The sequence below is a fragment of the Streptomyces xanthii genome (genome assembly GCF_014621695.1).
In the GTDB taxonomy this organism is placed as follows: domain Bacteria; phylum Actinomycetota; class Actinomycetes; order Streptomycetales; family Streptomycetaceae; genus Streptomyces; species Streptomyces xanthii.
Genome location: NZ_CP061282.1, coordinates 81,445 through 94,463, shown reverse-complemented (window position 1 = coordinate 94,463; position 13,019 = coordinate 81,445). Strand labels below are relative to the sequence as shown.

The 13,019-nt window shown below is 73.2% G+C and carries 10 protein-coding genes; 3 read left to right on the top strand and 7 right to left on the bottom strand.

The annotated features are described in order from the left end of the window. The 4 genes from IAG42_RS36300 to IAG42_RS36285 form a co-directional block, all read right to left on the bottom strand. The gene (locus IAG42_RS36300) at window positions 1-2,013 is read right to left on the bottom strand and encodes an alpha-ketoacid dehydrogenase subunit alpha/beta (RefSeq protein WP_188341875.1); all 2,013 of its coding nucleotides are present in this window, start codon (window positions 2,011-2,013) and stop codon (window positions 1-3) included. Between the two features lie 160 nt (window positions 2,014-2,173). After that, entirely contained in the window at window positions 2,174-2,998 is an 825-nt protein-coding gene (locus tag IAG42_RS36295; RefSeq protein WP_188341874.1) for an AfsR/SARP family transcriptional regulator, read from the bottom strand. 177 nt (window positions 2,999-3,175) lie between these two features. Further along, window positions 3,176-4,075, bottom strand: a complete 900-nt coding sequence (locus tag IAG42_RS36290; RefSeq protein ID WP_188341873.1) for a N5-glutamine methyltransferase family protein — start codon at window positions 4,073-4,075, stop codon at window positions 3,176-3,178. Next, on the bottom strand, window positions 4,072-4,434 hold the full coding sequence (locus tag IAG42_RS36285; RefSeq protein ID WP_188341872.1) for a chorismate mutase family protein: 363 nt from the start codon (window positions 4,432-4,434) through the stop codon (window positions 4,072-4,074). The genes IAG42_RS36290 and IAG42_RS36285 overlap by 4 nt, the downstream gene beginning before the upstream one ends. A 78-nt stretch (window positions 4,435-4,512) precedes the next feature. Between IAG42_RS36285 and IAG42_RS36280 the strand changes: the two genes are divergently transcribed. After that, complete coding sequence (locus IAG42_RS36280) at window positions 4,513-5,379, top strand: prephenate dehydrogenase/arogenate dehydrogenase family protein (protein ID WP_188341871.1); 867 nt, start codon at window positions 4,513-4,515, stop codon at window positions 5,377-5,379. 35 nt (window positions 5,380-5,414) lie between these two features. On the opposite strand, the gene pabB is transcribed toward IAG42_RS36280, so the two are convergent. Genes pabB through IAG42_RS36265 form a run of 3 tightly spaced genes read right to left on the bottom strand, consistent with a single transcriptional unit; the run spans window position 5,415 to window position 9,926 of the window. After that, entirely contained in the window at window positions 5,415-7,559 is a 2,145-nt protein-coding gene (gene pabB, locus IAG42_RS36275) for an aminodeoxychorismate synthase component I (protein WP_188341870.1), read from the bottom strand. 16 nt (window positions 7,560-7,575) lie between these two features. Continuing rightward, a complete protein-coding gene (locus IAG42_RS36270; RefSeq protein ID WP_188341869.1) occupies window positions 7,576-8,787 on the bottom strand; it encodes a cytochrome P450 in 1,212 nt (403 codons plus the stop codon). A 47-nt stretch (window positions 8,788-8,834) separates the two neighbouring features. Further along, window positions 8,835-9,926 (bottom strand): ornithine cyclodeaminase family protein, encoded by a 1,092-nt coding sequence (locus tag IAG42_RS36265; protein WP_223206486.1) that lies wholly within the window; start codon window positions 9,924-9,926, stop codon window positions 8,835-8,837. Between the two features lie 158 nt (window positions 9,927-10,084). On the opposite strand from IAG42_RS36265, the gene IAG42_RS36260 reads away from it, so the two are divergent. Together IAG42_RS36260 and IAG42_RS36255 are read left to right on the top strand one after the other, a co-directional pair. After that, the gene (locus IAG42_RS36260) at window positions 10,085-11,737 is read left to right on the top strand and encodes a (2,3-dihydroxybenzoyl)adenylate synthase (RefSeq protein ID WP_188341868.1); all 1,653 of its coding nucleotides are present in this window, start codon (window positions 10,085-10,087) and stop codon (window positions 11,735-11,737) included. Beyond that, on the top strand, window positions 11,734-13,008 hold the full coding sequence (locus tag IAG42_RS36255) for a DegT/DnrJ/EryC1/StrS family aminotransferase (protein ID WP_223206485.1): 1,275 nt from the start codon (window positions 11,734-11,736) through the stop codon (window positions 13,006-13,008). The genes IAG42_RS36260 and IAG42_RS36255 overlap by 4 nt, the downstream gene beginning before the upstream one ends. The last annotated feature ends 11 nt before the right edge of the window (window positions 13,009-13,019 follow it).

Sequence of the window (13,019 nt, the reverse complement as noted above, 5' to 3'; positions counted from 1 at the left end):
TCAGGCCAGTACGGAACGGACGGCCGCGACCACGTCGTCGGCGGCGGGCAGCACGGCACGCTCGAGGTCGGGGTGGAAGGGGACGTGCACGTCCTCCCGGGTCACCAGGCGCGGCGGGGCGAGCAGCGAGTAGAACTCGTCGTCCCGCGAGAGGAGTTCGGTGATGAGTCCCGCGCCGAAGCTGCTGGTGCGGTTGTCCTCCTGCACCACGACGAGGCGGCCGGTGCGGCGTACGGAGGCGGCGACGGTCTCGCGGTCCAGGGGTACGAGCCAGCGCAGGTCGATCACGTCGGCGGTGACGCCGTCGGCCGCGAGGGCGTCGGCGGCGTCCAGGGCGAGTTCGGTGCCGTTGCCCCAGGTGACGACGGTGACGTCGGTGCCGCCGCGCAGGGTGCGGGCGCCGAGGGCCGGTGCGGGCCGGGCGGCCGGTTCGCGGCGGCGGCGCATGAGGTGCTTGGGCAGCAGGACGAGCGTCGGGTCGGGCGCGGTGAACGACTCGAGGAACGCGGCCTCGGTGTCCTCCGGGGTGGAGGGGACGACGACCCGGAGGCCGGGCAGGTGGGTGAACAGGCTCTCGTTGCTCTGGCTGTGCCAGATCCCGCCGCCGGGCAGGTATCCGCCCCAGGGCGCGTAGAGGACGACGGGGCACTGCCACGCGGAGAGGCTGCGCCAGCGCAGGGTGGTGAGCTGCGCCGCGATCTGGTTCCAGGCGGGTCCCGCGAAGTCGACGAACTGGAGCTCCACGACCGGGCGCATTCCGGCGGCGGCGAGTCCCACGGCGGCGCCGACGATGGTGGCCTCGGCGAGGGGCGCGTTGGTCATGCGTTCGCCCGCGGCCTCGCCGAGCCCCTTGGTGAAGCCGAAGACGCCGCCCTTGGGGTCGTCGATGTCCTCGCCGAACAGGACGAGTTCGGGGTGGCGGGCGAGTCCCGTGGCCAGGGCCCGGTTGACGGCGGACACCATGGTCCCGCCACACGGTTCGGCGAGCGGCGCGGCATCGGCTTGCGTGGCACACGCCTCCGTGCTGCCCGTGACGGCCGGCTCGGGGGCGAAGAGGTGGTCCATCACGGTCTTGGGGTCGGCGGCCGGCTCGGCGGCGACGCGCGCGTAGACCGCTTCGACGTCGACGGCGTGCCGGGCCGCGGTCCGCTCGATCCACGCCTCGTCGACGACGCCTTCCTCGACGAGGCGGGCGCCGAAGATGTCCACCGGATCGCGCAGCGCGGCCAGGTCCTCCGGGCTGCGGTAGACGCGGTGGTCATCGGAGGAGGTGTGGGGGTCGAGCCGGTCCAGTTCGCACCACAGGACGTGGGGGCCCTGGCCGCCGCGGATCGCGTCGAGGGCGGCCCGGCCGGCGGCGTGCACGGCGTCGGGGTCGGCGCCGTCGACGACGGTGGTGCGGTCGGAGGGGAGCAGTCCCAGGGCCCGGGGCGACATGTCGGCGGTCGGCGTGGAGATGCCGTAGCCGTTGTCGGAGACGAGGAAGAGGACGGGCAGCCCGCGTTCGACGGCGAAGGCGACCGCCTCGAAGAATTCACCCTGCCGGGTGGAGGCGTCGCCGATGGAGCAGACGACGATCTGGTCGCGGTGCCGCAATTGCGCGGCCCAGGCGGCTCCGACGGCCGGCAGGCACTGGCTTCCGGTCGGGCTCGCGACCGAGAAGACATTCCCTGCGCGGTGGCCGAAATGGGCGCTCATATTGCGTCCGCCGGAATGCGAGGCGGCCTTGGCCATGAGGTCGCGAGCCTGGGCCTCGGGGTCCATTCCGCGGGCCAGCAGCAGGGTGCGGTCACGGTAGTGAGGGACGATCAGGTCCTCGGGTTCCAGCAGCTCACAGAGGGCGGCGAGCGCTTCGTGCCCGGCGGAGGAAATGTGGAACCAGGCTTCTCCCTGCCGCAGCACGATTCCCGACCGGCGGTCGCATTCGCGGGAGAGCAGCATGAGTTCGAGGAAGTCAGCCCGCCGGTCGGCGGGTATCCCCGAAGGCCCGGTTTCCTTCTTCCGATTCGTCACCACCGCATCGTGCCGTGCCACGGTGATCGCGGGCATCGCCCCCAACGACCAATTGGGGAAAGGCGGTCGATCCCTCTTGAGAGGGAGTTCCGGGGGAATTTCCGTGGAACGGCGGCGGCCCCTCCCTCGTAGGAGGGAGGGGCCGCTCGGGCGGGTGGTCTCAGCGGGTGACGAGCCGCGCGCCGACGGAGTCCGGCACCGGTGCGGCGGCCGGCTCGGGGTGGGCCATGAGGATGGACCGCTGGAGGCGGCCGAGCGCGGTCGACGGCTCCAGGCCGAGCTCCCGTACGAGGGTGGTGCGCAGCCGCTGGTAGACGTTGAGGGCCTCGCCGCGCCGGCCGGAGCGGTGCAGGGCGAGCATGAACTGGCCGTGCAGGCTCTCGTGCATCGGGTACCGGTTGACCAGCACCGTCAGTTCGGAGAGCAGCTCGCGGTGGTGGCCGAGCCGCAGGTCCGCCTCGATCCGCTGGTCGAGGGCGCACAGCCGGGTCTCCTCCAGGCGCCTGACCTCGAGGGTGATCTGGCTGCCGGCCTGGACGTCGGCGAGCGCGGCCCCGGTCCACAGCGACAGGGCGTCGCGCAGCCGGCGGGCGGCTCCCGCGTAGTCCTCGGCGTCCATGGCCCGGTACCCGGCGCCCGCGCGCCGCTCCAGTTCCTGGAAGTCGAGGGTGCCGCCGCGGGTCTCCAGGCGGTATCCCCCGGGCAGGGTGACCAGGATGTCCTTGGCCTTGGTGGCGTGGTCGCCGCCCTGGAGCAGTGCCTCACCGATGAGTTCCCGCAGTTGCAGTATGTAGGTCTGCAGGGTGGTGCGGGCGCTGCGCGGGGGCTGCTCGTCCCACAGCTCCTCGATCAGGGTCGGCACGGGGACGACGTGGTCGGCGTTGAGTGCGAGCAGCGCGAGGACCTGACGCGGCTTGGGGGCGGTCGGCGCGATCGAGATGCCGTGCTCCCGCACCGACAGCGGGCCCAGTACTTCGATGTCCATCTTTTCTCCCCAGTTCAGTGCATGCAGGTCAGCGCGTGCAGGCCCACCCACCTCGACTCCGGAGCGGGCATGCTGCGGTATCGGGGCCCATGCAATAAAAAAACAGCATGGTCGGTTTGTCAATCTGGAACGGGTAATCTCTCCCGCATGAGCCCCGAGCCCCTGGAGAGACGTCGGTCAGCCGACCTCGCCGAGCGCCGCCCCGCGGACCGCCGTCAGGCATCCGTCGTTGCTGGTGGCAACGGATTCCGCATCCCTCCAGCGTCCCGTCTCGGCGAACAGCAGGGGCACCGAAGCCAGCTGGTAGCGGCCGTGCTCGAGCAGCAGGACTCCCCCGCGCCGCAGCAGCCGGCCCGCCACCTTCTCCATCGCACGGATCATCTGGAGACCACCCTCACCAGCCCAAAGAGCAAGCGGGGGATCATAGTTGAGCACCTCGGGGGCGCTGGTGCGCAGCCCGATGGGAATGTAGGGCGGATTGCTGACGACGAGGTCGACGGTTCCGTCGAGCTCGGGGAACGCGTCGCGCGCGTCGCCCTGGACGATCCTCGCCCCGGTCCCTCGCGCGTTGCGAACGGCAACACGCGCCGCCGCCTCCGAGAGTTCTACGCCGTAGACCTTCGCCTCGGGGACGCGCCGGGCGATCGACACCGCCATGGTGCCGGGACCGGCACACAGGTCGACCACCACCGGAGACGGATTTCCCCGCCGAATCAGACCGCGCAGTCGGTTTATTGCGTCCTCAACGATCTCAGCCGTCTCCGGCTTGGGCACGAACACCCCGGGGGCCAGCGCGAAGCGCTGCCCCATGAACCAGGCGTGCCCCATGATGCGTTCGGCGGGCTCCCGCGCGACGCGGCGCTCCACGTACGCCCAGAACTCCGCCGGGACCGGCCCCGCGCTCAGCACGTCGAGCCCGGAGGGCTCCACCCGCAGCGCGTGGGCCGCCAGCAGACGCGCGTCCGTGCGGGCGGCCGCCTCGTCGACCCCGGCCGCGGCGATCCGTGCGGTGGCCTCGTCCAAGGCCGCGGCCAGCACGCCGGGTGCGATGGCGTCCGTACGGACCTCGGCACTCACGAGGCCCTCCGCTGCCCCGCGCCGGCGCCGGTGCCGGTGCCCGTGCCCGTGCCGCCGGAGGCGATCCACTCGTCCTCCAGGCGGCACGTCTCGGCGATGATCGTGTCGTACAGGCCGCGCAGGAACGTCGGCTCGATGCCGTGCTCCTCGGCGTACCGGGCCGCGCGGCCCTGCACGGCGGCGATGCGGTGCGGCTGCATCATCGCCACGCCGTTGACCCGCTTGTGCTCGCCGATGCGCAGGCAGATCTCCAGGCGCTCGCGCACCGCGTCGAGCAGATCCGCGTCGACCGCGTCGAGACGCGCGCGCAGCGACTCGAGGTCCTCGGCCCCGTCCACGGGCCCGATGCGTAGGGACATGGCAACTCCTCTTGTTCCGCTTGTTTTTCCTCGTGCGATCACTCGTGCGACCAACCGCCGAAGGACTGGGAGACGAAGATGTTCGAGCACTGTGTGGTGGCCGGCGGCACGGGAGCGGTGGGGCGGATGTTCGCCGACCGGCTGGCTGCGTCGGGCGCCGAGGTCCTGTGCGTCGACCCCGCGGCGACGGGCCCGGGGGCCGTGGCCGACGACATCTGCGCACCGGGCCCCGCCACCGCCCGCGCCCTGGCGGGCGCCGACCTGGTGCTGCTGGCCGTGCCGGAAGCGGTCGCCCTGGACGCGGTGCGCCCGGTGACCCGGCTGATGCGCACCGGGGCGCTCTTCGCGGACACCCTCTCCGTGAAGGAAGGCGTCGCACGGCGGCTGCGCGCCGAGGCGCCCGGCGTCCAGGCGGTGGGCCTCAACCCGATGTTCGCCCCGTCGCTGCCCCTGCCCGGCCGGCCCGTCGCCGCGGCCGTCGTCACCGACGGGCCCGCCGTACGGGACCTGCTCGCGCTGATCGCCGACTGGGGCGGGCAAGTGGTGGAGACGACTCCGGACGAGCACGACCGGCAGACCGCCGCGCAGCAGGCGGCGACCCACGCCGCCGTCCTCGCCTTCGGTCTCGCCCTCGGCGAGCTGGGGGCCGACGTCGCCGCGCTGCGCGCCACCGCACCGCCCCCGCACCGCACGCTGCTGGAGCTCCTCGCCCGCGTGGCGTCGGGCACCCCGGAGGTGTACTGGGACGTCCAGGCCGCGAACCCGCACGCCGAGGCCGCCCGGCAGGCCGTGGGCCGCGGCCTCGAGCGGCTGGGCCGGGCGGTGGCCGGCCACCGCCCCGAGGCCTTCGAGGCCCTCTTCGACGAGCTGCGGAGCACCCTCGGCGAGCGGAACCTGACCGAACTGGCCGACGCCTGCGCCGACTCGTTCGCCCGGCCGCGCTGACGCCGGGGGCGGCCCCGGCCGCCTCCCCGGTGCGGTCACCGCACGCTGCCGGCCAGCAGCTCGCGGGCCCCGGCCGGGGCGGCGGCCTGCGCCTGGCGCAGGGCGCGCAGCGTGGTGCGGGCCTTGAGGAGCATCTCCTGCACCTCGTCGTCCGGGTCGGACAGGGCGATCACCGCCCCGCCCACCCCGATCGTGGCGGCGTCCTCGGTGGCGACGATCGTCCGGATCACGATGCTGAGGTCGACCGCGCCGCTCAGGGCGAAGTAGCCGAGCGCCCCCGAGTAGACGCCGCGCGCCCCGCCCTCGAGCCGGTCGATGAACTGCATGGTGCGCACCTTCGGCGCCCCGGTCATCGACCCGCCGGGGAACGCGGCCCGTACGGCGGCGGGCCGTGACACACCGGGCGCCAGCCGCCCGCGCACGGTGCTGACCAGCTGGTGCACGGTCGCGTAGGACTCCACGTCGAACAGCTTGGGCACGTGGACGCTGCCGATCTCGCAGACCTGCCCGAGGTCGTTGCGGACGAGGTCCACGATCATCAGGTTCTCGGAGCGGTCCTTCTCCGCCTCGGCCAGTTCCCGGGAGATCGCGGCGTCCTCGGCCGGGGTGGCGCCGCGCGGCCGCGTGCCCTTGATCGGCTTCGACTCGGCGACGCCCTCGGCGTCGATGCGCAGGAATCGCTCGGGCGAGGAGGACAGGACCGCGCCCTGCGGGAACTGCAGGTAGGCGGCGTACGGGGCCGGGCTGATGGCGCGCAGCGCCCGGTAGGCGGTGAGCGGGTCGACGCGGCCCGGCACCCGCAGCAGATTCGTCAGGCAGACCTCGTAGGTCTCGCCGTCGCGGATGAGGCGCCGGCACTCCTCGACGAGCTCCCGGTACGCGGCGGGCTCGTGCCGGAACTCGACGTCCAGCGGGAGCAGTTCGTCCTCGGGCAGCAGGACGACGGGCGGGCCGGGGACGGTGGCGGCCAGGCTCGCGGCGGCCTCGGCGAGCCAGCCCTGTGCCGCGCGGGCGCTCGAGGGACGCCGGGGGTCGCTCAGCGCGAGCAGCCAGGCCCGGTTGTCGGCGTGGTCGAGGGCCACCATGCGGTCCGCGAACAGGAAGGCCCCGTCGGGCAGTTCGGCCGCGTGGGCCCGGTCTCCCCCGGCGTCCGCCTTGGTCTCGTACCCGAGGTAGCCGACGTATCCGAGGTTGAACTGGAAGGGCAGGTCCGGTGCGGCGGGGGTGCGGCGCGCGGACAGCTCGCGCTCCAAATGCTCGAAGAGCGTGCCCGGGCTGTGCCGCTCCTGCCCCGCGTGGTCGCGTACGCGGACGAGGTGCTCGGCGACGTCGTACGTGAGGGTCTCGCCCAGGGGCCCCGTGGGGGCGCCGAGGAAGGTGAAGCGGGACAGGCCCGGGTCGACGCGGCTGCTGTCCAGCCAGAAGCGGGCCGGGGCGTCGCCGAAGAGCGCCTCGAACGCGGCGTCGGCGTCGGGGACCTCGGTCAGCTCCCGCACGTGCAGCCGCAGCCCGCCCGCCTCCCCCGCGACGAGCGGCGCCTCGACGACGGGGCGCACTCCGGGCACCTCGGTGGCGAACGGGGCGCGGCCCCGGGCCCGCAGGCTCAGGTCGCGGAAGTTGGCGAGCAGCCGGTGGCCGTGCTCGCTGCTGATGGACTCCGGATGGAACTGCACACCCCAGCGCGGTGCCTCGCGGTGCCGCACCGCCATCAGCAGGCCGTCGCGCGTCGTGGCGGTCGTCACCAGGGCGGCGGGCGGCCGGTGCACGGTGAGCGAGTGGTAGCGCACCACGCGCAGCGGCGAGGGGACGCCCTCGAACAGGCCGGTGCCGTCGTGCTCGATCAGGCTGGTCCGGCCGTGGACCGGTTCGGGGGCGTGGCCGACCTCGCCGCCGCCGAGCAGGCACAGCGCCTGGTGCCCGAGGCACACCCCGAGCAGCGGCAGGTCCCAGTCCTCGATGACGCGCCGGCTCAGGCCCAGGTCGGTGTCGGTGCCGGGGTGGCCGGGGCCCGGGGAGACGACGATGTTGTCGAAGTCGCGCGGGTCGAGCGCCGCGAAGGCCGCGTGGTCGTCGTTCTTGACGACGACGGGCGGGCGGGCGTTCACCTCGGCCAGCATCTGGAAGAGGTTGTAGGTGAACGAGTCGTAGTTGTCGATCAGCAGGGTTCGTACGGTGCGCACGACTGCCCCCTCGGTCTCAGGCTCGCCGTACGGTCAGCGGGAGGTTCCGCACGCCGAACAGTCCGTCGCGGTGGTAGCGCAGAGGTGCGCCCTCGGTGACGCGCACGTCGGCGTAGCGGTCGAGCAGTGCCTCCAGCGCGATGCGGCCCTCCATGCGGGCGAGCGGCGCGCCGAGGCAGTAGTGGATGCCGTGGCCGAACGCGATCTGCTGCCGGTTGTCCCGTGCGGGGTCGAAGCGCTCGGGGTCGGGGAAGAACCGCTCGTCGTGGTTGGCGGACAGGAGCGAGGGGACGACCATCCGCCCGGCCGGGATGCGGACCCCGGCGATCTCGGTGTCCTGGGTGGTGACCCGCGCCATGACGGTGATCGGCGGGCGCAGCCGCATGACCTCCTCGACGACGGCGGGGATCAGCGTGCGGTCGGCCCGGACGGCGGCCGCGACCTCGGGGTTCTCCTCCAGGCACAGCACCGTGTTGCCGAGCATCATGGACGTGGAGACGTGCCCGGCCATCAGCAGCAGGCCGCCGAACTCGACGATCTGGCGGTCGGTCAGCCGCTCGCCGTCGACCTCGGCGGCGACCAGTCGGGAGATCAGGTCCTCGCCCGGGTTCTTCCTGCGGTCCTCGACGTGGCCGAGAAGGTAGGCGTGCATCGCCTTCATCGGTTCCTTGACGAGCTTCTCGTAGTCCTCGCCCGCGTCGTCCCCGAACTGCATGTCCGCCGGGTCGTCGACCTGCATCGACAGCATCCGCTCGGACCAGGACCGGAACAGGGTGCGGTCCTCGGCCGGGACGCCTAGCAGTTCGGCGATCACGATGACCGGCAGCGGGTAGGCGAAGTCCCCGATCAGGTCGAAGGAGTCCCCCTCGATCCCGTCAAGGAGCTGCCCGGCGAGCTCCACGATGCGCGGCTCCAGCGCCGCGATCGTGCGCGGCGTGAACGCCGTGCTGACGAGCCGGCGCAGGGTGCGGTGGAGCGGCGGGTCGATCACCGAGAGGATCTCCTCGGTGAGCGCCTCGGAGTCGGGGCGCAGCCGGTGCAGTTCGGAGGAGAAGACCGCCGGGTCCGAGGAGACGGCGACCACGTCGGCGTACCGGTGGACGTGGAAGACGCCGTACTCGTCCTCGTGGACGGGGTGTTCGTCCCGCATCTGCCGCAGCCAGCCGAAGAGTCGGTGTCCGCCGTCCTCGACGGTCGGCCGGGGGGCGGGCAGGGTCTTCTGGGCCATCGAGGGGGTCTCCTTCGTGGGGGTGGCGGTCCGGGGTCGCGGCCGGTTCAGCGGCCGGCCGGGGTGGGGGCCGGCTGGAGCGCGTACGGGTCGAGGGCGTCGGCGGGGTGGTGCTCGATCTGAATGCGGCTGCCGAGACCGTGCTCGGCGGCCACCTGGAGGAACACCTCCATGGCCAGCGCGTCCTCGAGGGCGAATCCCGTGGAGTCGAACACGGTCAGCGCGCCGCGCTGCTCGTGGGCCAGGGCCGGTTCGGCCGCCAGCAGGGTCAGCCCCGGTCCGGTCTGGTGCGGTGCGAGCCGCTGGCACTCCCCCTCGCGGTGGGCCTGCTCGGGGTGGTCGGCGGTGACGAACGCCCGGCGCAGCAGCGACAGGGGCAGTTCGGTCTTGCCGACGAGGTCGGCGCCGATCGCGTTGATGTGCAGGTGCTCGCGGTGCGGCCCGTCGGGCAGTACGGGGCCCGCGCCGACGGCCACCGAGGTGGCCGTGGAGACGATGTCCGCCTCGGCGACGATCCGCGCGGGGTCGGCGATCTCCACGTCGAGGCCGGTGAAGGCGGCACGGCGCGCGAAGCTCTCGCGGTGGGCGCGGTCGGTGTCCCACACGAGGACCCGCTCCAGCGGGAACTCCAGGGACAGGGCGTGGAGCTGGGTCACGGCCTGGGCGCCGGCGCCGACGAGGCCGAGCACCCGGCTGTCGGGCGCGGCGAGCAGCCGGCTGGCGACGGCCGCGGCGGCGCCGGTGCGGATCGCGGTGAGGAGCACCCCGTCCATGAGGGCGGTCAGCGCGCCGGTGCTGTCGTCGTAGCGGGCGACGGTGCCGATGATGGTGGGCAGCCCGAAGTGGTGGGGGTTGGCCGGGCTGTAGCCGACGGTCTTGAGGGTGATGCTGTCGCCCGGGTCGCGGTGCGGCATCCATTCGAAGATGCCCTGCACCGGCTCCGCGCGCTCGAACCCGTCGCGCAGCGGGGACAGTTCACGGGCGCCGCGTCCGACGTCGGCGAAGCCTTCGGCGAGCCGGTCGACGACCCGGCGCATGAGGGCGTCGCGTCCGACCGCGGTCACGACGTCCGCGATGTCGTCCCTGCTCAGGACCCAGGTCTCCATCGGGTTCTCCCATTTCTCGGCCGCGCTCGGCATGGCTTTCCCTCAGCCCGTACGTCCGCATCGTGGCCGGACGGGCTGACGTCGCCCTGATCGCCGCCTGACGCGCCGGGCCGCCGCGGCACGCGCGCATCAGCGCCGTGTCAACGCCCCTGCCGAGACTGGGCCGAACCCGAACGGCGGAAGGACGGACGATGCTGGACGGATGCGTTCCCTGGCCCGAGGACCTGGCCGCGCGCTATCGCGAGGCCGGGTACTGGCGGGGCGAGACGCTCGGTGCGCTGCTGCGGCGGTGGGCCGGCGAGTACGGCGACCGGGAGGCCCTGGTCGGCGCGGACGGACGGCGGCGCCTCACCTACCGGGCCCTGGACGCGTGGTGCGACCGGCTCGCCGCGGGCTTCGCGGCGCGCGGGGTGGCGCCCGGTGACCGGGTCCTGGTGCAGCTGCCGAACACCCCGGACTTCGTGGCGGTCTGTTTCGCGCTGTTCCGCCTGGGCGCCCTCCCGGTGTTCGCGCTGCCCGCCTACCGCGACAACGAGATCCGGCATCTGGCCGAGCTGTCGGGGGCGAGCGCCTACGTCGTGCCGGACAGCTTCAACGGCTTCGACCACCGCGCGCTGGCCGTGTCGGTCCGGGACGAGATCCCCGCGATCACGCAGGTGTTCGTGGCGGGCGATCCGGGCGCCCCGGACGCGGGCTGCGTCGCGCTGGCCGATGTGGACGCCGACCCGGTGGAGCTGCCCGAGCCGGACGCCTCGGACGTCGCGTTCTTCCTGCTGTCGGGCGGCACGACGGCGCTGCCGAAGCTGATCCCGCGCACCCACGACGACTACGCGTACCAGACGCGGATCACCGGGGAGATCTGCGGCCTCGACGCCAGCACGGTCTATCTCGCGGTGCTGCCCGTCGAGTTCAACTTCCCGTGGGGCTGCCCCGGCATCATCGGCACGCTGCGGGCCGGCGGGCGCGTCGTGTTCGCCGAGACGCCGCAGCCGCTGGCCTGTTTCCCGCTGATCGAGCGGGAGCGCGTCACCCTGACGTCGGTGATCCCGACCATCGTCCATCTGTGGCTGGACGCCGTCGAGGAGGGCCACGGGCACGACCTGTCCAGTCTGGAGGTCCTCCAGGTGGGCAGCGCCAAGCTGCACGACGAGCTGGCGGAGCGGATCGAGCCGCTCCTGGAGGTGCGGCTCCAGCAGGTGTTCGGCATGGCCGAGGGCCTGCTGACGTTCACCCGGTACGACGACCCGCGCGAGACGGTTCTGACGACGCAGGGCCGCCCGGTCTCCCCCGCCGACGAGATCCGCGTCGTCGACGCGGACGGCGCGGAGGTCCCGGACGGCGCCGTCGGCGAACTGCTCACCCGGGGCCCGTACACGCTGCGCGGCTACTACCGGGCGCCCGAGCACAACGCCACCGCGTTCACCGAGGACGGCTTCTACCGCAGCGGTGATCTGGTGCGGCGCACGCCCGGCGGCGAGATCGTGATCGAGGGCCGGGTCAAGGACGTCGTGATCCGCGGCGGCGACAAGGTCTCGGCCACCGAGGTCGAGGGCCACCTCGCGGCCCACCCGGACGTGCAGCAGGCGGCGGTGGTGGCGATGCCCGATCCGGCGCTGGGCGAGAAGGTGTGCGCGTACGTGATCGCGGCGCCGGGCCGGCCGGCCCCGCGGCTGCCGGTGCTGCGCGAACTGCTGCGCTCGCGCGGCCTGGCGGCGTACAAGCTGCCCGACCGCGTCGAGATCGTCGACTCCTTCCCGCTGACCGGCCTGAACAAGGTCGACAAGAAGGTGCTGCGGGCGCGGATCGCCGACAAGCTGGAGCGGCTCGCGAAGGCGGCGGCGTGAGCGCCGTGGCGCTGGCGGGCGGCACCCACCGGGTGCCGTTCGCCCGCCGCGGCAGCGTCCTCGGCGAGGCCGATCTCGCGGCCCTGGCCGAACTGGTGCGGGCCGAGGGGACGCTGACGTCCGGGGTGTGGCGCGACCGCTTCGAGGAGCGCTTCCGCGAGCGGATCGGCGCCCGGCACGCCCTGACCGTGACGAGCGGCACGGTGGCCCTGGAGCTGGCCACCCGGCTGCTCGACCTCGCCCCGGGCGACGAGGTGATCGCGACCCCGCAGACCTTCCAGGCCACGATCCAGCCGCTGCTCGACCACGACGTCCGCGTGCGGTTCTGCGATGTGGACCCCGACACCCTGAACATGGACCCGGACGTCCTGGAGACGCTGGTCACGGACCGCACCCGGGCGATCTTCCTGGTCCACTACGGCGGCAACCCGGCCGACATGGACCGGATCATGGCGATCGCCCGGCGGCACGGGGCGATCGTCGTGGAGGACAGCGCGCACGGCATCGGCACCCTGTACAAGGGCCGCCATCCGGGGGCGCTCGCCGACATCGGCTGCTTCAGCTTCCACTCGACGAAGAACATCACCACGCTCGGCGAGGGCGGAATGATCACCCTGGCCCGTGACGAGTGGGCGGAGCGGGTGCTGCGCATCCGCGACAACGAGGTGGACGGCGTGTTCACCCCGCGCACGGACGCAGGCGAGGAGCGTCCCGCGCTGCTGCCGTGGATGAAGTTCGCCGACTCGGTGTACCGGCACACGGCGGTCGGCATCCGCGGTGCGGGCACCAACGCCACGATGTCGGAGGCCGCGGCCGCGGTCGGCATGGTGCAACTGGACTCGCTGGACCGCTTCGTGGACCGGCGCCGCTGGATCGCGGGCCGTCTCGACGAGGCGCTCTCCGCGTTCCCCGGGGTGCGTCTGCACCGGGCCGCCCCGGACAGCCGGCACTCCTATCACCTGTACACGTTCTTCCTGACGGCCGGCCGCGAGGTGCGCGAGCACTTCGTACGGGCTGTCGACCTGCTCGGCGTGGAGATCCAGCTGCGCTACTTCCCGCTCCATCTGTCGCCGGAGTGGCGGCTGCGCGGCCACGGCGCGGGCGAGTGTCCGCAGGCCGAACGGGTCTGGTTCGAGGAGCACATGAACCTGCCGTGCCACCCGGGGCTCACGGACGACCAGGTCGACCACCTGGTGACGGCGGTGACCCGGGCGATGCGCGAGGCCTACGAGAAGGCGGGCGCGAAGGCGCACCTGGCCCGCACGGCGTGACCGCACTCCCC